This is a genomic window from Microbacterium hominis NBRC 15708, assembly GCF_001592125.1.
Classification (GTDB): domain Bacteria; phylum Actinomycetota; class Actinomycetes; order Actinomycetales; family Microbacteriaceae; genus Microbacterium; species Microbacterium hominis.
Genome location: NZ_BCWI01000009.1, coordinates 25884 through 45634 on the forward strand (window position 1 = coordinate 25884; position 19751 = coordinate 45634).

General features: G+C 71.8%; 15 protein-coding genes. 3 read left to right on the plus strand and 12 right to left on the minus strand.

Annotated elements, in window-relative coordinates; translation table 11 throughout:
* Positions 1-26: 26 nt before the first annotated feature.
* On the minus strand, positions 27-920 hold the full coding sequence (locus MHO01S_RS08650) for an NYN domain-containing protein (protein ID WP_060959417.1): 894 nt from the start codon (positions 918-920) through the stop codon (positions 27-29).
* A gap of 1 nt (position 921) precedes the next feature.
* Positions 922-1953, minus strand: a complete 1032-nt coding sequence (locus MHO01S_RS08655; protein WP_060959418.1) for a Gfo/Idh/MocA family protein — start codon at positions 1951-1953, stop codon at positions 922-924.
* Between the two features lie 36 nt (positions 1954-1989).
* Here MHO01S_RS08655 and MHO01S_RS08660 point away from each other — a divergent pair, with 36 nt between their 5' ends.
* Complete coding sequence (locus MHO01S_RS08660) at positions 1990-3333, plus strand: M20/M25/M40 family metallo-hydrolase (RefSeq protein WP_061782161.1); 1344 nt, start codon at positions 1990-1992, stop codon at positions 3331-3333.
* A 10-nt stretch (positions 3334-3343) separates the two neighbouring features.
* Here the strand turns inward: MHO01S_RS08660 and MHO01S_RS08665 are convergent, their stop codons facing one another.
* The 6 genes from MHO01S_RS08665 to MHO01S_RS08690 are packed head-to-tail and all read right to left on the minus strand — an operon-like array spanning position 3344 to position 11584.
* Positions 3344-4285 (minus strand): quinone oxidoreductase family protein, encoded by a 942-nt coding sequence (locus MHO01S_RS08665; protein ID WP_061782162.1) that lies wholly within the window; start codon positions 4283-4285, stop codon positions 3344-3346.
* 51 nt (positions 4286-4336) lie between these two features.
* Positions 4337-8404: an ATP-dependent RNA helicase HrpA gene (hrpA, locus tag MHO01S_RS08670; RefSeq protein WP_061782163.1), complete on the minus strand. Its 4068-nt coding sequence runs from the start codon at positions 8402-8404 to the stop codon at positions 4337-4339.
* 21 nt (positions 8405-8425) lie between these two features.
* On the minus strand, positions 8426-9088 hold the full coding sequence (locus MHO01S_RS08675; protein ID WP_060959317.1) for a hypothetical protein: 663 nt from the start codon (positions 9086-9088) through the stop codon (positions 8426-8428).
* A complete protein-coding gene (locus MHO01S_RS08680; RefSeq protein ID WP_060959318.1) occupies positions 9085-9552 on the minus strand; it encodes a hypothetical protein in 468 nt (155 codons plus the stop codon). The genes MHO01S_RS08675 and MHO01S_RS08680 overlap by 4 nt, the downstream gene beginning before the upstream one ends.
* Positions 9552-11165 carry an EI24 domain-containing protein gene (locus MHO01S_RS08685; RefSeq protein WP_061782164.1) on the minus strand — a complete coding sequence of 538 codons (1614 nt, stop codon included), beginning with the start codon at positions 11163-11165 and terminating at the stop codon, positions 9552-9554. Before MHO01S_RS08685 ends, MHO01S_RS08680 begins: the two co-directional genes overlap by 1 nt.
* Entirely contained in the window at positions 11165-11584 is a 420-nt protein-coding gene (locus tag MHO01S_RS08690; protein ID WP_060959319.1) for a hypothetical protein, read from the minus strand. The genes MHO01S_RS08685 and MHO01S_RS08690 overlap by 1 nt, the downstream gene beginning before the upstream one ends.
* Before the next feature lie 124 nt (positions 11585-11708).
* Between MHO01S_RS08690 and MHO01S_RS08695 the strand changes: the two genes are divergently transcribed.
* Positions 11709-12536, plus strand: a complete 828-nt coding sequence (locus MHO01S_RS08695) for an aldo/keto reductase (protein WP_060959320.1) — start codon at positions 11709-11711, stop codon at positions 12534-12536.
* Between the two features lie 55 nt (positions 12537-12591).
* On the opposite strand, the gene MHO01S_RS08700 is transcribed toward MHO01S_RS08695, so the two are convergent.
* Positions 12592-14190: a dolichyl-phosphate-mannose--protein mannosyltransferase gene (locus MHO01S_RS08700; protein WP_060959333.1), complete on the minus strand. Its 1599-nt coding sequence runs from the start codon at positions 14188-14190 to the stop codon at positions 12592-12594.
* Positions 14191-14213: 23 nt separating this feature from the next.
* Here MHO01S_RS08700 and rsmI point away from each other — a divergent pair, with 23 nt between their 5' ends.
* Complete coding sequence (gene rsmI, locus MHO01S_RS08705) at positions 14214-15029, plus strand: 16S rRNA (cytidine(1402)-2'-O)-methyltransferase (RefSeq protein ID WP_060959321.1); 816 nt, start codon at positions 14214-14216, stop codon at positions 15027-15029.
* 13 nt (positions 15030-15042) lie between these two features.
* Here rsmI and MHO01S_RS08710 read toward each other — a convergent pair whose 3' ends face one another.
* The 3 genes from MHO01S_RS08710 to MHO01S_RS08720 form a co-directional block, all read right to left on the minus strand.
* Positions 15043-16992 (minus strand): glycoside hydrolase family 13 protein, encoded by a 1950-nt coding sequence (locus tag MHO01S_RS08710; RefSeq protein WP_061782165.1) that lies wholly within the window; start codon positions 16990-16992, stop codon positions 15043-15045.
* Positions 16993-17124: 132 nt separating this feature from the next.
* A complete protein-coding gene (locus MHO01S_RS08715; RefSeq protein WP_060959322.1) occupies positions 17125-18057 on the minus strand; it encodes a sugar ABC transporter permease in 933 nt (310 codons plus the stop codon).
* A gap of 1 nt (position 18058) precedes the next feature.
* Entirely contained in the window at positions 18059-19690 is a 1632-nt protein-coding gene (locus MHO01S_RS08720) for an ABC transporter permease subunit (RefSeq protein WP_060959323.1), read from the minus strand.
* Positions 19691-19751 lie beyond the last annotated feature (61 nt).

Below are 19751 nucleotides of genomic sequence, written 5' to 3' on the forward strand. Positions count from 1 at the left end.
CGTCCGCCCGGCGCGGCCGGCGGGGGTCAGCCCTCGTCGGCCGCGTCGGACGTGTGCGGGCGCACGCGGACGATGTTCGTGGTCTCGTCGATGTCCGCGACGGTCGGGTGCGCCTTGACGAAGTCGGAGAACGACCGGTGGCCGAGAGCCTTCTCGCTGAACGAGGGGTCCATCCGCTTGAGGAGGTTCTTCACGGCCGACAGATGCACCCATTCGTCGTCGGTGCGCTCCTGCTCCAGCCGCAGGGCGCGGCCCAGGAGCTCGGCCGTCGGGTCCTCCGCCTTCTTGCGGCGGCGGGAAGACGTCGTGGCCGCGGCATCCGTCTTCTTCTGTGCGGTGGCGGCCGCCGCCGGCGGAACGACGCCGGGCAACGAGTCGTAGGCGTCGAACTGGTCGCACGCCGCGGCGAGCGACTTCGCGGTCGACCCGGCGACGCCGACCCCGACGACGACCCGGCCGAGACGCTTGCAGCGCTGCGCGAGCGGCACGTAGTCGCTGTCTCCCGCCACGATGACGACGTGGGTGAGGTCGGGCAGGCGGAACATGTCCTCGACCGTGTCGACGGCCAGGCGGATGTCGGCGCCGTTCTTCGCGTACGCGGCGGCCGGGAACAGCTGGACGAGGTCGACGGCGCGCGCGACGAGCTGCGAGCGGTACAGCGCGTTCACCGGCGACGACCAGTCGGCGTAGGCGCGCGTGAGCACCAGGGTGCCGAAGGATGCCGCGTAGTCGATGATCGCGCCGACGTCGATCGTCGCGTCCTTGAGGCGCTGGGCGATCTCGGGCGCGTCGGGGTCGGCGATGATCTTCTGCCGGTCGGCCGCGTAGGAGTTGCGCCCGTGCACGCGGTCGTACCAGCTCATCACGATGTTGTCGAAGTCGAGATACACCGCGACGCGGTTGCCCTGCAGCTCGGCCATGTCAGCGCCCCTTCGGGTAGGTCACGCCGAGCTGGGCTCGCACGCCGTCGAGGGCGGCCATGATCGCGATCGACTCGTCGAACGGGAGGAGGTCGCTGTCGGTGCGTCCCGCGCGCAGCAGCGCCTCGGCGTACAGAGCCTGGAACTGCATGCCGCGCCCGTCGACGGTGGAGCGGTACTCCTCGATGACCGTGCCGTCGGTCGCGGTCACGCGGAAGGAGGTGGGCTCGTACCACACGCGGTCGATGTCGATGCGGGCGGCCGTGCCGATGACGTGCGCCGCGTTCGGTCCGGCGGCGCGCGAGCTCGTGACGAGCGACGACACCGCGCCTCCTTCGTGGACGGCGGCGATCGCGACCTCGGTGTCGGCGCCCGTCTCGCCGAGCCGACCGACCGCGCGCACCTCGGTCATCGGTCCGAGCACATCCCATGCGAAGGAGACCGGGTAGATGCCGAGGTCCAGCAGGGCACCGCCGCCGAGCTCGAGGGCGTTCAGGCGGTGGCCGGGATCGAGCGGGAGCGACTGGGTGTGGTCGGCCACGACCGTGCGCACCTCGCCGATCGTCCCGTCGGCGATGAGCTCGCGGATGCGCACCATGTGCGGCAGGTACCGCGTCCACATCGCCTCCATCGCGAGCAGTCCGCGGCCGGCCGCGATGTCGCGGATCGCGACGGCCTCGTCGGCGTCGAGCGTCACCGCCTTCTCGATGAGGACGTGCTTTCCGGCCTCGAGAGCGAGGACGGCGTGCTCGCGATGATGACTGTGCGGCGAGGCGACGTAGACGATGTCGACCTCGGGGTCGGCGACCAGCTCCTCGTACGAGCCATGGGCGCGGGGGATGCCGTGCTCCTGCGCGAACGCCTCCGCGGACTCGGCGCGACGCGAACCGACCGCGGTGACCGTCAGCCCCGCGGTCCGGAGATCCTTCGTGAAGGCGTGGGCGATGCCGCCCGTCGCCAGGATGCCCCAGCGGACGGGGGCGCCGGGGATCGGGGAGGCGGCGCCGGGGCTGCCGGGAGCGATGTCGGTCATGCCTCGAGCCTATCGGCGGCCGCGTAGGCTCGAGCCGTGAGTGCCGACAACGCCGCCTCGATCGCCCGGTTCCGTGAGCTGCTGCAGATTCCGACCGTCTCGCATGCCGACGAGGGCCTCATCGACTGGGAGCCCTTCGACCGGCTGCTCGACGCGGTTGTGCGCCTGTATCCGGCGCTGCATGCCGTGCTGGAGCGCGAGGTCGTCGACGGGCATTCGCTGCTCTACCGCTGGCCGGGCGCCCGCGGCGGGGCGGACCCGCTCGTGCTGATGGCGCATCTGGATGTCGTGCCCGTGGTCGAGCAGGAGTGGGATCTCCCGCCGTTCGCCGCGGAGATCGCCGGCGAGGGCGCGGATGCGGCCATCCACGCGCGCGGAGCGATCGACGACAAGGGCGCGCTCGTCGCCATCCTCGAAGCGGTCGAGGCGCTCGTCGCCGACGGCTTCTCACCCGAGCACGACGTCTATCTCGCCTTCGGGCACAACGAGGAGACCGCCGGCGGGGGCGCCCGGGCGATCGTCGCGCTGCTGCGCGAGCGCGGCGTGGAGCCTGGTCTCGTCCTGGACGAGGGCGGCGCCGTGGTGGAGGGCGTCGTGCCGGGGATCTCGGTGCCCACCGCGATGGTGGGTGTCGCCGAGCGAGGCGTCATGACGCTCCGTCTCACCGCCCGGGAGGGCGGCGGGCACGCGTCGACGCCGCCGGCCTTCCCGGCGACGGCGCGCCTGGCCCGGGCGATCGACCGCATCCACCGGCATCCGTTCCCCGCGCGCATCGCGCCGCCGGTGCGGGCGCTCTTCGCCACCCTCGCCCCGCACGCCGCTCAGCCGCTGCGCACGGTGTTCGCCAATCTGGGCCTGCTGGCGCCGGTGGTGGCGCGGGTCTTCCCCCGGCTCGGGCCGGAGATGAACGCGATGGTGCGCACCACCGCCGTCGCCACCGAGCTGTCGGGCGCCCCCGGCGAGAACGTCCTCGCGACGACCGCGCGCGCCGCGGTCAACGTCCGCCTGCTCACGGGCGACACGGTCGCCTCCGCGACGGCGCGGATCCGCCGCGTCGTCGCTGACCCGCATGTCGAGGTGGAGGTGCGCCACGGGTCCGATCCGTCGCCGGTCTCGCCGTGGCGCGGACGGCCGTGGCGGCGCATCGCCACGGCGGTCCGCGAGACGCTGGGCGAGGAGGTCGTCACGACGCCCTACATCCAGCTCGGTGCGAGCGACAGCCGGTGGTTCACCGCCATCAGCGCGCACGTCTACCGCTTCACGCCGTTCCACCTCACGCGCGCCGAACGCGACGCCCTGCACTCGCACAACGAGCGCATCCGGGTCGCGTCGTGGCTGGCCGGCATCCGCTTCTACCGGGCCCTCATCGCGGCCAGCTGAGCCGGGAGGGTCAGGGGACCAGCACGATCTTGCCGTCGGCGCCGGCGGCGACGAGCCGGTGCGCCTCCGCGGCCTCGGCCAGCGGCAGCCGCGGTCCGAGCTCGATGCGGAATCGTCCGGCAGCGAGGAGGGCGACCGTGACCGGGACGGCCTCGGCCCGCCACGCCTGCTCCTGCGCCGTCAAGGGCACCGGGCTGCCGCCGCTGAAGGCCCGGATGCCGAGAGCTGCGGCATCCTTCCCGCGCACGAGCGTCGCGATGCGGCGATGGTCGGCGACGAGCTCGCGTGACTGCTGCAGTGCGTCGTCGGTGCCGGCGAGGTCGATGGCGACCGTGACGCCCTGCGGCGCCATCCGGCGCACGTCGTCCACCACGGTGGCGCCGTAGGGCAGGGGATGCGCGCCGAGCGCCCGCACCCGGTCGGCCCGACGGTCGCTCGTGGTCGCGAGCACCGTCGCGCCCGAGAGCACCGCGTGCTGGATGGCGGCCTGCCCGACGGCTCCCGAGCCGCCGTGGATGAGCACGGTGTCATCGGCGCCCACCGCGAGCGAGCGGAGCGTCTGGTACGCCGTCCCGACGGGGATGCCGAGGGCGGCCCCCTCGGCGGCCGACACCTGCGGGGGACGCGGTGAGACGTGCGCGGCGGAGGTCGTCAGCGCGCTCGCGTAGGTGCCGGCGGCGCCGAAGACGACCACGGGGTCGCCGACCCGGAAGCCCTCGACCTCGGATCCGACCGCCGTGACGATGCCGGCGGCATCCGAGCCCAGGCGGCGCGGCTCGACGATCGGGTCGGATGCGCGCAGGCCCGAGCGCAGCTTGTGGTCGATGGGGTTGACACCGACCGCCTCAATGCGGACGGTGACCTCGCCGGGCCCGGGGGCGGGCACCTCGACGTCGGCGACGGTGAGGACCTCGGGTCCTCCGAACTCGGTGTACACGATCGCGGTGCTCATGCGGGATGCAACGGCCCCGCCCCGCCCGTATTCCGCGTCGGAGCGGCCGGATCAGGCGCTGAGCGCCTTGGTGATGCGGGGGAGCGAGACCGGCTCGGCGGTGCCGAGCGCCTGCGCGAACAGGCTCACCCGGTACTCCTCCAGCAGCCACCGCGCGTGCACCAGCGCCGGCGTCGCGTCGGCGGGCAGGGGCAGCGTGCCCCCCGCGTCGGCGTAGAGCGCGGCGGCGCGCTCGAACTCGGTCAGCCGCTGCCGGTCGCGGCCGGGGTTGTCGGCGAGGGTCCGGACGCGTTCGAGCGCGCCCTGCAGGTAACGCGGCAGGTGCCGGAGGCGGTCGAGACCGGACCGCGACACGAACCCCGGGAAGATCAGTCCCGCCAGCTGCCCCTTCACGTCGCCCAGCGCGGTGAGCAGCGTCATCGAGTTCTGGCCCTTGATCGCCCTGTCGACCTCGCGCTGGAGCGTGAGGATGCGCGCCGTGAGCGACACCGCCTGGAAGAGCTCGTCGACCACGGCGGCCGAGAACGCGTCGCGGACGGCCGCGAACTGCTCGGGCGTGCGTACGCCGCCGGGGGCCACGCGGTCCCGCACGGCGTCGGCGACCGCGACGCGCGCATCCTCGATGAGAGCCTTGGCCGACGGGTACGGGGACGCGGCCAGCGAGAGCTTCTCGGCCGCGGTGAGGTGATCGAGCACGTAGGCGCTGGGGGAGGAGACGGCCAACAGCAGCAACCGGCGCACGCCGGCATGGGTGAGGCGTTCGGCCCGTTCCGGCGTCGCCTCGATGCGCAGGGCGACGGCATCCTTCTCGTCGACGAGAGCGGGGTAGCCGCGTACGACGCCGCCGGCGACCTTGGTGTCGACCACCTCCGGCAGCGTGCCGAGGTCCCACGTGAGGATGCCGGTGCGCTCCGCGAGAGCGGGGGCCGCGGCGGCCGGCGGCGCGCCGGCCGCCGCCCGTGCGACGCGGGCCGCGGGCGGCGTCTCGCGCGCGAGGGTGCGCGCCACCTGCTCACGGGCACGGCCCGCGAGCCGATCCTGCAGCTCGCCCAGATCGCGCGAGGTGCCGACCGAGCGGCCGCGGTGGTCGACGGCGCGGAACGTCACGAGCAGGTGGGAGGGCACGCGGTCGAGGTCGAAATCGGCGACCGTGACCGGCTGGTTCGCGATGCGCTGGATGCGGCTCGCGAGGGCGGCGCGCAGCGTCTGCGGCGGAAGCCCGTCGTGATGCTCGGGCCCGGCGTCGCTGAGCTCCTCGCCGAGGCGGGCCGCCCAGTCGGCGGCCGGCACCACGTGGCGGCGGATCGCCTTGGGCAGCGCCTTCAGCAGCGCGGTGGTCAGTTCCGCGCGCAGCCCCGGGACCTGCCAGTCGAAGCCGTCCGGTCGGAGCCCCGCCAGCAGCGGAAGCGGGACGACCACGCTCACGCCGTCCTCGGGATCGCCCGGCTCGAAGCGGTACGCGAGGGAGAGCACCTGATCGCCCTGATGCCACCGGCCCGGGAACGCGCGCTCATCGGAACGCGACGCGTCGCCCTGCAGGTCGGCCTCGGTCATGTCGAGCAGCCGCGGGGTGCGCGCCGAGGCGTCGCGCCACCACGACTCGAACGAGCGCACATCGAACACGTCGGACGGCAGGCGGGAGTCGTAGAAGGCGAAGACGGCCTCGTCTCCGACCAGGATGTCGCGGCGGCGCTCGCGCTCCTCCACCTTCTCGAGGCGGCGACGCAGGTCGAGGTTGCGCCGTTCGAAGGCCGTCAGCCGCTTGTCGAGGTGCTGGCTGTTCCAGTCGCCGTCGACGAGCGCGTGCCGCACGAACAGCTCGCGTGCCAGCGGCCGGTCGATCCTCGCCAGCTGCACCCGCCGGCGGGGGATGATCTCGACGCCGAAGAGCGTGACCTTCTCCGCGGCGACGGCGGCGCCGGCATCCTTCGACCAGTGCGGATCGCTCAGCTGGCGGTGGGCGAGATCGCCGGCGAGCTCCTCGGCCCACGCGGGATCGATCGCCGCCACGGTGCGCGCGAACAGACGCGACGTCTCGACGAGCTCGGCGGCCATGACGGCGTCGGGGGTGGCCTTGCGCAGCGCCGAACCGGGGAAGATCGCGAACGCGCTCCCGCGTGCGCCGCGGAACACCTGGATCGGCTTGCGCTTGTCGGCGGGCCGGCCGCTGGCCTTCGCCGCTACGGAGCGGGTGTCGAGGATGCCGATGTGGGAGAGCAGCCCCGCGAGGATGGCGCGATGGACCAGGGCGGGATCGGCGGCGCTCCCGTCGGTGCGCGGCGAGTCGCCCGCGGCGGTGCGCGAGGACGTGCCCATCAGCTGACGCAGCTGTCGGTGCACGTCGACCCACTCGCGCACGCGGACGTAGTTCAGGAACTCACTGCGGCACAACCGCCGGAACGCGCTCGACCCGAGCTCACGCTGCTGTTGCTGCAGGTGGTTCCAGAGGTTGAGCAGGGTGAGGAAATCACTGGTCGGGTCGGTGAACCGCGCGTGGAGCCGATCGGCCTGCTCGCGTCCGGCGCCGTCCTCCACCGACGGCCGCTCGCGCACGTCCTGGATGGACAGCCCGGCCACGATGGCCAAGACGTCGGGCAACACCTGCAGGCGCCGCGCCTCGATCAGCATGCGCGCGAACCGCGGATCGATCGGGAGGCGTGCGATCTCGCGTCCGAGCGACGTCAGCCGCCGCGACGGCGTGACGGCGCGCAGTTCGGTGAGCAGGTCGAACGCGGCCTTCACCCCGCGGCTGTCGGGCTTGGTCAGGAACGGGAAGTCCTCGATGTCGCCGAATCCGAGGGAGAGCATCTGCAGGATGACCGACGCGAGCGACGTACGGAGGATCTCGGGCTCGGTGTACTCCGGCCGCGAGCGGAAGTCGTCCTCGCCGTACAGCCGGATCGCGATGCCGTGCGACGTGCGTCCCGCACGGCCGGAGCGCTGCTGCGCCGAGGCCTGCGAGATGGCCTCGATCGGCAGGCGCTGGATCTTGGAGCGGACGCTGTAGCGCGAGATGCGCGCGGTGCCGGCGTCGATGACGTAGCGGATGCCGGGGACGGTGAGGCTCGTCTCGGCGACGTTGGTGGCGAGGATGACCCGGCGCCGCACCCCGGCGACGCCGGACGGCTCGAAGACGCGGTGCTGCTCCGACGCCGACAGACGGCCGTACAGGGGGAGGACCTCGGTCGGGCGGGTGTCTCTGGCGTACATGCCGCGCACGGCATCCATCGCGTCGCGGATCTCGGCTTCCCCGGGCAGGAAGACGAGCACGTCGCCGTCGGCCTCGCGATCGAGCTCCCGCAGCGCGGCGAGCAGCGCGTCGACGTCGTCGCCGTCGGCGGGCGTTTCGACTCGGCCCTTCGGGCCTCGCTCAACGACCGGGGCGGCGTTCGGGCCTCGGTCGGCGACCGGGGTGCCCTTCGGGCCTCGCTCGGCGGCCGGGGTGGCGTTCGGGCCTCGCTCGGCGGCCGGGGTGGCGCGGGGGCCGCGGTCGGCGACCGGGGCCTCGGGGACGTGCGGACGGTAGCGGATCTCGACCGGGTAGGTGCGGCCGGAGACCTCGACGATCGGCGCGGGGGTGCCCTCCGCATCCGCGAAGTGCCGTGCGAAGCTCTCCGGGTCGATCGTCGCCGACGTGATCACGACCTTGAGGTCGGGACGCTCCGGGAGGATCCGGGCGAGGTAGCCCAGGAGGAAGTCGATGTTCAACGACCGCTCGTGCGCCTCGTCGATGATGATCGTGTCGTAGCGGCGCAGCAACCGGTCGCGGTGGATCTCGTTGAGCAGGATGCCGTCGGTGACCAGAGCGACCTGCGTCTCATCGGAGACGTGATCGGTGAAGCGCACCTTGTAGCCGACGGCGCCGCCGAGGGGAACCTGCAGCTCGTGCGCGATGCGTTCCGCGATCGTGCGTGCGGCGATGCGGCGCGGCTGGGTGTGGGCGATGCGGGTGCGGCCGAGCTCCAGGCAGATCTTCGGCAGCTGCGTCGTCTTGCCCGAGCCGGTCGCGCCGGCGACGATGACCACCTGATGCGTCGCGATGGCGCGCGAGATCTCCTCCCGCGCGGCGCTGACGGGCAGCTCCGGGGGGTAGGAGATCACGGGGACGACGGGAGGCATAGCCCTCCATCGTATTGCGCGTCAGCGCGCCACGGTGCCCGCGTGGTCCACGACGGGCGCGGATGCCGGGCGAAACCCCGAGACCTCGACGATCGCGTCGAAGTAGGCGAGGAGCGCGTTCGGGATGTCGCCGAGCGGGGTCGACAGCACGACGAGGCTCAGCTTCTTCGAGTCCGGCACGGGATACCAGTACTGGGCGACGAGCCGCCGCTGGGTGAACGGGGCACCGTCCTCGAACTCGACCGACTCGTCCACGCGATGCGCGCGCACGACCTCTCCGTCGGAGAACGGGCGTCGCACGGCGGTCGCGGCCATGTCGGGCGCGATGGTGGGCAGGGCCTCTTCGAGCACCGCCAGCACGTGCTGCGGGTTCGTGCCGATCGACGGGCTCATGCGGAGGCGATCGTCGTCGAACAGCGTCAGCATGGCCGACATCGGCTCGCCGGGACCGAGCTCCGTCTGCAGCAGCAGCAGTCGTCCGTGCGCCTCGCGCGCGGCCCGCGCCGCCTCCACGAGGTCGTCGCGCATCCGACGGCGGGCCGTCGCGTGCTGATCGGCGGTGCCGAGCGTGCCGCGGGCGACGTCGGTCGCCGAGGCGCGCGCCTCCTCGTCGCTGTCCAGCGCCACGGGCCACCAGGTGCCGACGAGGCGGAACACGAGCTCCGGGACGGCGTCGTCGCTCACAGCTTCTCGAGGTCGACGCGACTGAGCGTGACGCCGCCGTCGTGCAGCGCCGTCACATCGTCGGGGAGTCCCGCGACCGCCGCGGACAGGTCGACGATCTTCTCCTCGTCTGCGGCATCGCGGGCGATCACGGTGACCGTCTCGATGCTCGCGGGCGTGGTGTCGCGGATCGCGACGAAGATCGCCACGAGGCGCTCGGCGGTGACCGGCTCGTCGGCGGACACCAGCACGCTCACCGACAGGGTCTTCGCCATGCCGGAGGTGCTCACGGTGCCCAGCGGATCCTCGACCCCCGGATCGGCCGCCGAGACGGCGGCGTAGACGCTCTGCAGATCCACGTCGGTTCCTTCCTGTGCGGCGCTGGACGCGGCGGGCGCGCCGCCTCCGCCGGTGCATGCGGTGAGCGCCGCCACCGCGAGGACCGCGGCGGCCGCGGCGACGGCGAGTCGAGTCGTTCCGGGCATCATTTCTCCTGCCAGGAGTAGTAGGTCGTGTCATAACCGTACGTGCTGCCGTCGCCGATGAAGTACGCGTTGAGATCGTCCTGCGTGGCGGGCGGCACCCGATCGATCTGGCTCTGCAGCGTCGAGTTGTAGGCGGAGGCGTTGTGGATGCCGCCGACGCCCTGAGCCGCCAGAGGCGACGGCGTGTTGATCGTCGTCCAGTTCGGCCGCTGCTGGGCGTATCCGCCGGTGCCGAGGGAGATCACCGAGTCGAGGCGCGGCACCGGGTCGCCGTCGTGCTGCACCGAGACCACGGTCGTCGAGGACGGGATGGGCATGCTGTCGATCGGTGCGCCGGCGACCACGACCGCATCCCAGTTGTAGTCGGAGTTGTAGGCCGCGAGGTGGCCCGCCATGATCCCGCCCTGGCTGAAGCCGACGAGCATCACCGGGTCGTCCGGCCCCACCCCGGCCTGCTGCATCGCCTGCAGGACCGCGCGCTCGTACTGCGAGCGCAGGGAGGGCGTGAGCATGAGGGCGAGGTTGCTGTCGAGGTCGTTGACCGCTCCCTGGTCGCCGTTGAACCGCGAGAGCCACTCCTGCGTGCTCGGCAGCGCGACACGCCACCGCACGACCCCGTCGCCGTCGACCACCTTCGTGACCTTGATGACGGTCTCGTCGGCGCTGTCGGCGGTGTAGTGGCCGAAGGAGTCGACGTAGCCGGCATCTTTGATGGCGTGCGCGAGATCGGTGGGCTCGCCCTGCGAATCGCGCTTCTCCCGCCGGGTGCGGTCGTACTCGCTCACCTGCGGGGTGGGCTTGAGGACGTCCGAGAGGATGCTCGAGAGGAGGAACCCCGCGAGCAGTCCGACCACCAGGGCCGCGATGAGCGGACCGATCACGGGGATGAGCGAGAGCAGCGCATAGACCAGCGCGAGGATCAGGACGGTCCCCACCAGGGCGAGCACGGTCGAGACGAGCCGCTGGAGCTCGTCCCACAGATCCTGAAGGAAATCGCCGACCCACTTCGCCAGATCGGCGAAGAACGAGCCGAGACCCTCGAAGAAGTTGCCGACGCGATCGAGCCACCCCTCGTTGGTCGCGTCGATGGCGCTGTCGATCAGCGCCATCGCGCGCTGCGCCGCCTCCTCCATGTTGCGTCGCGCCTGTTCGTGGGCCTCGCGAGCCGCCGAGGCGGCGTCGTCGTACCGTCGGGCCGCGGCGCGCGCGTCGGCGAGCTGACGCTCCGCGGTCTCGATGTTCGCGGCGGGCGCGGCCGACTGCTCCAGGCTGCGCACGTGCCGGTCGAGCGCGGAGACCTGCGTGCCCGCGCTGCCGGCGTGCCGCTCGGCGTACGCCTCGCTCGCGTCGGCCTCGTCGGCTTTGCGGTGGGCGTCGCGAAGCGCCGCCGCATACTCGACCAGCGCGTGCGCCGTGCCCGCGTAACGGCCGTGGGCGGCGCTCAGGTCTCCGGCCACCTGGCCGCTGCGCTCGCGGATCGCGTCCAGCGAGCGGGCGGTGCTCGCATACGCGAGCGCCCGGAGGTCGTCGGCGGCGCGTTCGATGCGGCTGGCCGACGAGACGTAGGTCGCCGCGCGCTCGGCCAGCGCGTCGGGGTTGCCGGGAAGGGTCATCAGCGGTCTCCGTCCGTCGGGGGCGTCGGTGCCGGGCCCGGTGTCGGCGTCGGGACGGGGGCGGGCGCGGGCGCGGGCGTGGGGGTCGCGGAGGCCGCGTCGCGCACGTCGGCTGCGGCTGCGGCGTCGCCCGACCGGCTCTGCTGCACCGCGGCGGCCAGGTCGGTGTCGAGGTCCTCGAAGGTGTCGACGACCGCGCGCAGGTAGTCCGCGATGAACGTGAGGTTGTCCTCCAGCTTCCCGCGTGCGATGTCCCACTTGCCGCCGAAGTCGCGGACCTTGCCGGCCAGCCCGTCGTGACCCGTGTAGCCCGCCGTCTCGTCGGCGATGCGCTCGGCCGTCGAGAAGTCGGCCGCGATCCTCTCGGCGCGCGACGCGCTCGACAGGACCTCGCTCACATCGATCTTCAGATCGCTCATCCGTCCGCCTCCCTCCTGACAACCTAGGGGAGCCCTCGACGCGTCGCGATGGGGAGAACAACCCATGCTCCGGATGCCGCGGCATCCGCCCGCAGGGCGATCGGGCGCACCTACGCTGGAGGACATGACGATTCCCCTCCTGACACTCAACGACGGTCACACCATCCCCCAGCTCGGCTTCGGCGTCTTCAAGGTCGACCCGGCGCAGACCGAGAGGATCGTCTCCGACGCGCTCGAGGCGGGCTACCGCCACATCGACACGGCCGCCATCTACGGCAACGAGGAGGGCGTGGGCCGTGCCATCGCCGCGAGCGGTCTGTCGCGGGACGAGCTGTTCGTGACCACCAAGCTGTGGAACGACCGCCAGCGGGGCGACGAGCCGCTCGCCGCGATCGACGAGAGCCTCGAGAAGCTCGGCCTCGAGGCCGTCGACCTGTACCTCGTGCACTGGCCGGCGCCGGCCAACGGCGCCTACGTCAACGCGTGGGAGAAGATGGTGCAGATCCGCGACGCCGGCAAGGCGCGCAGCATCGGCGTCTCGAACCACCTGCCCGCGCACCTGTCCGAGATCATCGCGGCGACGGGCGTCACCCCCGCCGTCGACCAGATCGAGCTGCACCCGGCCTACCAGCAGCGCGACGTCACGTCGTTCGCGAAGGAGCACGGCATCCTCATCGAGGCGTGGGGCCCGCTCGGTCAGGGCAAGTACCCGCTGTTCGACGAGGAGCCCGTCGCCGCCGCGGCCGCGGCCCACGGCAAGACGCCCGCCCAGGTCGTGCTGCGCTGGCACATCGAGCAGGGCCACATCATCTTCCCGAAGTCGAACAACCCCGAGCGCATCCGCGAGAACCTCGACCTGTTCGACTTCGCGCTGACCGCGGACGAGGTGGCGGCCATCACGGCGCTCGAGCGCGGCGGTCGCGTCTCGGCCCACCCGGACGAGGTCAACTGACGCCCGGCTTCGCCGGGGCGGCATCCCGTCGCCCCGGTGGAGCTCGCGCGCGGGGTCAGACCCAGCCCTGCATCCAGTTGTGCAGCCGGTAGAAGTCGTACGGCACCTGCATCGCCGACCAGAGCGGATACCAGAACGCGGACAGGACCACGGCGACGACGAGGAACACGATCACCACGCGCTGTCCGGCCGTGCGGCGCGCGGGTTCGGCATGGGCCGCACCCGCGATCTCGCGGAGCGCGAACGCGAGCGCCAGCAGCAGGAACGGCCAGATCGCGATCGTGTAGAACTGGAACACGGTCCGCTCGGGGTACAGCAGCCACGGCACCCACGTGGCCGCGATGCCCACGAGCACGACCGCGTGGCGCCAGTCGCGATCGACCGCGAAACGGTAGACGAGGTAGAGGGCCGCGATCACCGAGGCGTACCACAGCAGCGGGTTCGGCATGCTGTAGAGGATCTGCAGACAGCCGTTGTCGCCGGTGCACCCGTTCTGCCCGTCGGCGCTGGAGAAGGCGTACATCGAGGTGGGCCGCCACAGGAACGGCCACGCCCAGGCGGCGCTGGAATAGCTGTGGGGAGATGTCATCCCGACCATCGATCCGTAGATCGTCTGGTGATAGGTCCACAGGCTCTGGATGGGCAGCGGCACCCAGGAGAACAGTCCCGTGGCGGGGCTGATCTCGGCGGCGTTGCGGTCGTAACCGCCGTCGCTGAGCAGCCATCCGCTCCATGAGCCCAGGTAGACGACGGCCGCGGCGGGCACCAGCAGCACGAACGAGACGAGCCCCTGCCGCACGGCATCCATCGGCCAGAAGGTCACCCCGAGCCGGCGGCGTTCGAGGGCGTCGGTGACGACGAGGTAGATCCCGATCCCGGCGAGCACCCACACGCCCGACCATTTGACGGCCGTCGCCGCTCCCGCCGCGGCGCCGGCCGCGATGATCCACGGGCGGTTCCACAGCACGGCGCCCCACGCCGGCGGGGCGTCGTCGGACCGGAGCGCGACCGTCGCGGCGGCGAGGCGATCGAGATGGCGGCGGCGGTCGAGGAGCGCGAACCAGAAGGCGAGGAGCACGAAGAACGCGAGGAACACGTCGAGCAGGGCCACCCGGCTCATCACGATCCCCAGACCGTCGATCGCCAGCAGGAACGACGTCACGGTTGCGAACACGGTCGAGCCGGTGAGGGTCTTGGCGACCAGGAACAGCAGCAGCACCAACGCCGTGCCGAACAGAGCGGTCATGAACCGCCACCCGAACGAGCTGTCCGGGCCGAACAGCCACATCCCGATGCCGATGAGGTACTTGCCCAGCGGCGGGTGCACGACGAAGCTCGGATCCGTCGTGAAGATGCCGGTCTCGCCCGCCGCGAAGCGTGCGTCGGCGCCGTCCGGCCAGGTCGCGGCGTAGCCCAGGTTCCACTGACTCCACGCGTCTTTCACGTAGTACGTCTCGTCGAAGACGAGGGCGTGCGGATGCCCCAGGTTCCCGAAGCGCAGGATGCCGGCGAGCAGCGTGACCAGCAGCGGCGCCAGCCAGGCGTACAGCCGCTGGAGGCGGGGCTCGGCGGCGACGCGCTCGCGCCAGCGGTCGTAGGCGGACGTGCGCGCGGGCGGCAGCAGCGGCGGAAGCGACTCGGCGGTGGTCGACACGGCCACAAGCCTAAGCTGAAGCGGTGATCATCCTCGGCGCGACTCCCATCGGCAACCTGGGCGACGCCTCGCCGCGGCTGGTCGCGGCCCTGGAGCAGGCGACGGTGATCGCGGCGGAGGACACCCGCACGACGGTGCGGCTGCTGCAGGCGCTCGGCATCGCCAATCGGCCCCGCCTCGTGGCGCTCCACGACCACAACGAGAAGCAGCGCGCGGCCGAGCTCGTCGCCCGTGCCCGCGACGAGGACCTGCTCGTCCTCAGCGACGCCGGCATGCCCACCGTCAGCGACCCCGGATTCGGCCTGGTCGCGGAGGCGGTCGCGCAAGGCGTGACCGTGACCGCACTGCCCGGTCCGAGCGCGGTGGTGACCGCGCTCGCCGTGGCAGGGCTGCCGACCGACCGGTTCACCTTCGAGGGTTTCCTTCCGCGCAAGGCGGGGGAGCGGGCGCGTGCACTGGGTCTGCTCGCCGCGGAGCCGCGCACGATGGTCTTCTTCGAGGCGCCCTCACGGGTCGCGGAGACGCTGGACGCCATGGCCGCCGCGTTCGGCGCCGACCGCCCCGCGGCGCTGTGCCGTGAGCTCACGAAGCTCCACGAGGAGGTCGTGCGCGACGGCGTCGGGGCTCTGGCGGCGTGGGCGTCCAGCGGCGTCCGCGGCGAGATCGTCCTCGTGGTGGGCGGTGCGCCCGCCCGGGAAGTGTCCGCCGCGGACGCCGTCGCACACGTGCAGGCGCTCGTGGCCGACGGTGTGCGGCTGAAGGATGCGGCGGCCGAGGTCGCGGCCGCGACGGGGCTGTCGAGCCGCGACCTCTACCAGGCGGTGCTCGCCGCCCGATGACCGGGGAACCCGGTCAGAGCTCCGGTCCGCCGAGCTGGGCGAACGCCTCCGGCGTCGATTCGGCGGACGTCGCGCGGGCGGCGGGAGCGTCGACGCCGGGAAGCGCCCACGCGGCGAACGACGCGCCCGTGCCGCGCAGCCGCACCGCGCCGCTCGGGTCGGCGTCGAGGCGGACCGCGCCGTACAGCGGCCGTGCCGCGTCGACGCCGATGAGCGCGCCGCTGGGCAGGATCACGTCGAGGTCGGTGGAGGCGGCGACCACGAGCACCGCCTCTTCGGCGCTCTCGCGCACGAAGGCGACGGAGCCGGCGTCGGCGTGCAGCCAGCGCAGGCCGCCGGTCGAGAGTGCGCGGTGGCCTCGGCGCAGCCCGATGAGCTCGCGGTAGAGCGCGATGCGGGCGGCGATCGCGGGCTCGTCGGCCCGGTCCCAGGGGATCGGCGTCCGGCTCATCTCGCCGTCGACCGCCTCGAGGCCGAACTCGTCGCCCGCGTAGACGACCGGGATGCCGGGGAGGGTCATCGACAGCCCCACCGCCGGCACGATCGACTCCTCCGTCGCGTACGTCGCGAAACGGGCCGTGTCGTGGGTGTCGAGCGCGTTCATGGTGCCCAGCTGCACGCGCCACGGGATCTGGCTCGTGAAGCGCTGCAGCTGTCGGACGAACTGCTCCGCGGTGTAGCTCGGCATCCCCGTCGGCAGACCGAAGAACCACATCTCGTCGGTGACGCGCCCGTCGAACCCGCGGTGCGGGAGGGAGCGCGGTTCGGCCAGCCAGGCCCAGACGCCCCGCGTGAACGCCGGATACGTCATCCCGCCGTGCCAGGCGTCGCCCTGCAGGTCGCTGGCCGCGTCGTTGGTGGACTCCGCGAGCAGCAGGGTGTCGTGCGCGACCTCGACCATGGTGCGTCGCAGTGTCTGGCGCACCTGCGCGTTGCGGTCCTCGGCGCCGAGACGGCCCGTCATGTTGGCGACGTCGATGCGCCACCCGTCGATGCCGTAGGGGGCCGTCAGCCAGCGCGCGACGACCGACTCGGGGCCCTCGATGAAGCGGCGGCGCAGCTCCGCCGAGCTCCAGTCGAACTTGGGCAGCGTCGCGGCATCCAGCCAGGTCTCGTAGACGGTGTGGGCCTCGTCGCGGAAGTAGTAGAACGCGGCTTCGGGGGCCTCGGGAGACCCGTAGGCGGCGCGGAACCACTCGTGCGCCGCTCCGGAGTGGTTGGTCGTCAGGTCGCCGATCACGCGGATGCCGCGGCCGTGCGCGGCCGTGATGAGCCGGCGATACGCGTCGTCGCCTCCGAGCAGTGGATCGACGAGGTCGAAACGGGATGCGTCGTAGCGGTGGTTGGACTCGGCCGGGAAGACGGGGGTGTGGTAGAGCGCCGTGACGCCGAGGTCGACGAGGTGGTCGAGCTTCTCCGCGGCACCGTCCAGGTCGCCGCCGTAGAGCTGGCGGCTGCGACCGGGGTGGGTCGGATCCAGCGGTTCGTCCCACGCCGCCGGCAGCGCCCACGGCGGGGCGGGGCGATCGTCCGCCGCGGCGGAGCGCGCGAAGCGGTCCGGGAAGATCTGGTACAGCACGGTGTCGGTCATCCAGGTGGGCGGCGGGTTCCCGGCGACGAGGGCGAAGTCCTGCGCATCGAGGGCGTCGATGTCGGACAGTCCCGCCTGGCTGAGCACCTCGACCCGGCCGTCCGCCCCGACGAGGTGGAAGCGGTAGCCGTGGCGGGGGTTGGCGACCACGATGCGCGCCGACCACCACTCCCATCCCTCGGCGGTCCCGTCGTGCACGGCCTCGACCCAGGCCGGCTCGTGGTCCGGGTTGCTGCGCACGACGACGCGGACGACCGGTCCGTAGTGCGCGGGGACGCGCAGGCGGACGGTGACCTCGTCGCCCAGCGCGGGGTCGGCGTGCGAGACGTGCAACGGCGAGCCGTCGTGGTGCGGGCGTGCGGGATCGATCATGAGAACCTCCGGAAGGATGCCGACGCGCACGTCGGCGATGGATGCGACGTGGTTGCACGGAGGTCCGTGACAGAGCCCTCTGATTGTGTTCTGGTGGCGTGTGGTCTGGTGGCGCCGCCGAGCGGCGGAGCCCTACTTCACCGAGCCGGCCGTGAGTCCGCCGACGATGAAGCGCTGCAGCGACAGGAAGAGCGCCATCGGCAGGATGGCGGCGAGCACGGCCCCGGCGGCGAAGACGCTCCAGTTGCGCGCGGTCTCCTGCGACACGAATTGATACAGCCCCACGGCCAGCGTCTGCTTGTCGGGATCGACGAGGATGACCGAGGCGATCAGGAAGTCGTTCATCGTGCCGATGAACGAGAGCAGCCCGATCACGGCGAGCACCGGCGCCACCAGGCGCAGGATGATCGTGAAGAAGATGCGGGCGTGCCCCGCCCCGTCGATCTTCGCGGCCTCGTCGATCGAGGCCGGGACGGTGTTGAAGAACCCGTACATCAGGAACGTGTTCACCCCGAGCGCCCCGCCCAGGTAGACCATGATCAGTCCGATCTGGGAGTTGAGTCCCAGTGCCGGGAAGATGTCGCCGATCGCGCTCATCAGCAGGAAGATCGCGACGACGGCGAGCAGCTGCGGGAACATCTGCACCAGCAGCAGCGTGAGCAGTCCGAACCGGCGCCCCGAGAACCGCAGGCGCGAGAACGCATAGGCGGCGAGCGCGCACAGCACGACCGTGAAGAACGAGGTCGTGAGCCCGATGAACACGGAGTTCACGAACCAGTTGCCGTAGGGCCGCAGCGGATCCTGGAAGAGGGCGATGTAGCTGCCGATGTCGACCTTGGCGAACAGGCTGTTGGCCGTCAGCAGCGTTCCGCCGGGGTTCAGCGACGCCGACAGCACGTAGACGAGCGGGAACGCCGCGAACACGAGCATGACGATGCCGACGAGGTGGCGCCAGCCGGTCTCGCGGAACCAGCGGCCGAAGGGGCGCCGCGGGTGCGTCGCGGCCGTCGCGGCCGGTGCCGCGGGTGCCGCGGCGGTGCGGGGGAGGGTGTCCGGGACGGTCATGTCAGTTCAGCTCCTCGAGAACCTTGGTCTGGCGGAAGCTGAGGTAGGAGATGACCGCCACCAGCACGAAGATGATGATCGAGAACGCGCTGGCCAGTCCGTAGTCGCGCTCCGCGCCGACGAAGGCCACCTTGTAGACCATCGAGATGAGGATGTCGCTCGCGCCCACGTTGATGGAGGCGTCCGCGAACCGCGGCCCGCCGCCGGTCAGCATGTAGATCAGGTTGAAGTTGTTGAAATTGAAGGCGAACGACGAGATCAACAGCGGCGCGACCGACACCAGCAGCAGCGGGAACTTGATGTGGCGGAAGATCTGCCACACACCCGCGCCGTCGACGCGGCCGGCCTCCTGGATGTCGTCGGGGATGGCCTGGATCGCCCCCGTGGTGACGAGGAACATGTAGGGGAAGCCGAGCCAGAGGTTCACGACCAGGATGGAGATCTTGGACAGCAGAGGGTCCTGCAGCCACGGGATCGACGCCCCGCCCAGGAGCGTCTGGTTGATGAAGCCGAAGTCCTGGTTGAACATGCCCTGCCAGACCAGGGCGGACAGGAAGGCGGGGAAGGCGTAGGGCAGGATCATGATGACCCGGTAGTACTTCTTGCTCTTCATCCGCGGATCGTTGAACACGATCGCCAGGAACAGGCCGAGGGCGAACGTGGTCGCCACCGACAGGATCGCGAACACGAACGTCCAGACGAGCACCGCGAGGAACGGGCCCCGGATGGACTCGGTCGTGAACGCCCGTACGAAGTTGTCGCCGCCGACCCAGACCTGCCAGCCGGTGGCGAGGGTCTGTCCGTCGGCGGACGCGAACGAGCCGTTGCCGTTGTCGGTGTAGACGACACCGGTGTCGGTGTTCGTCATCGTGTCGGCATCCGCGTCCCACACGAGCGTCGAGACGTACTGGTAGGCCGTCGAGCCGTCGCGGGTCTGCAGCGTGCCGTCGTTCGGATCGTCCGAGAAGGGCACGGCCATCGCGGACACGGCCTGCTGGTCGGCGACGAGACGGGCGAAGTCCAGCGTCGTGTAGCCGGGGAGCGAGACGGCGCGGTCGCCCGAGAACTCGGCATCCGGCGCCGCGGCGAGAGGCCGGTCGGCGCCGCCGATCTCGGCCTGTCCGTCCGGCGTGGTGACCAGGAAGAAGAGGGCGCCGTCCTTCTCGAGCACCGACACGGGGTAGGCGGCGGAGTCCTCGACGCGCTGCTGGTTCTGGATGAGGAGCGCGTTGACCGCATCGTCCTTGCTGGACACGTGGCCCGAGCCGTAGTTGGTGAAGGCGATGTAGATGCAGTACAGGACGACGAAGATCTGGAAGACGAAGAGGAAGACGAGCCCGGGGGTCAGGTACTTCGCGGGAAGCAGGCCCGGCTTCAGGTACACGACGTTGATCGCGAGGATGCCGAGGGCGACGACGGCGGCGACGAGGAGGCTGTCCTTGGTCAGCAGCACCAGGATCGCGTAGACCGCCATCGCGTCGATGATGCCGAGGCAGACGATCTTGACCAGCCACACCTTCCAGCCGGCGCCGGCGGCTTCCGCCCAGGCCTCGGCGCGTCTGCGGCGCCGAGCGGCGGCGCGGTCTTCGGGCGCACGCGTCGGGGGCGGCGCGGCGATGGTGGGGCCAGTCATCTTCGACTCCTGTCGGAAAGGGTGGGGGAGCGGTCGAGGAGGGGCGGCGGTGCGGCCGCCC

Excerpts from the sequence above, each read along its gene's own strand:
- MHO01S_RS08650 (WP_060959417.1), bottom strand. The coding sequence starts at position 920 with ATGGCCGAGCTGCAGGGCAACCGCGTCGCGGTGTATCTCGACTTCGAC.
- MHO01S_RS08655 (WP_060959418.1), bottom strand. The coding sequence starts at position 1,953 with ATGACCGACATCGCTCCCGGCAGCCCCGGCGCCGCCTCCCCGATCCCC.
- MHO01S_RS08665 (WP_061782162.1), bottom strand. The coding sequence starts at position 4,285 with ATGAGCACCGCGATCGTGTACACCGAGTTCGGAGGACCCGAGGTCCTC.
- hrpA (WP_061782163.1), bottom strand. The coding sequence starts at position 8,404 with ATGCCTCCCGTCGTCCCCGTGATCTCCTACCCCCCGGAGCTGCCCGTC.
- MHO01S_RS08680 (WP_060959318.1), bottom strand. The coding sequence starts at position 9,552 with ATGCCCGGAACGACTCGACTCGCCGTCGCCGCGGCCGCCGCGGTCCTC.
- MHO01S_RS08685 (WP_061782164.1), bottom strand. The coding sequence starts at position 11,165 with ATGACCCTTCCCGGCAACCCCGACGCGCTGGCCGAGCGCGCGGCGACC.
- MHO01S_RS08690 (WP_060959319.1), bottom strand. The coding sequence starts at position 11,584 with ATGAGCGATCTGAAGATCGATGTGAGCGAGGTCCTGTCGAGCGCGTCG.
- MHO01S_RS08695 (WP_060959320.1), top strand. The coding sequence starts at position 11,709 with ATGACGATTCCCCTCCTGACACTCAACGACGGTCACACCATCCCCCAG.
- MHO01S_RS08710 (WP_061782165.1), bottom strand. The coding sequence starts at position 16,992 with ATGATCGATCCCGCACGCCCGCACCACGACGGCTCGCCGTTGCACGTC.
- MHO01S_RS08715 (WP_060959322.1), bottom strand. The coding sequence starts at position 18,057 with ATGACCGTCCCGGACACCCTCCCCCGCACCGCCGCGGCACCCGCGGCA.
- MHO01S_RS08720 (WP_060959323.1), bottom strand. The coding sequence starts at position 19,690 with ATGACTGGCCCCACCATCGCCGCGCCGCCCCCGACGCGTGCGCCCGAA.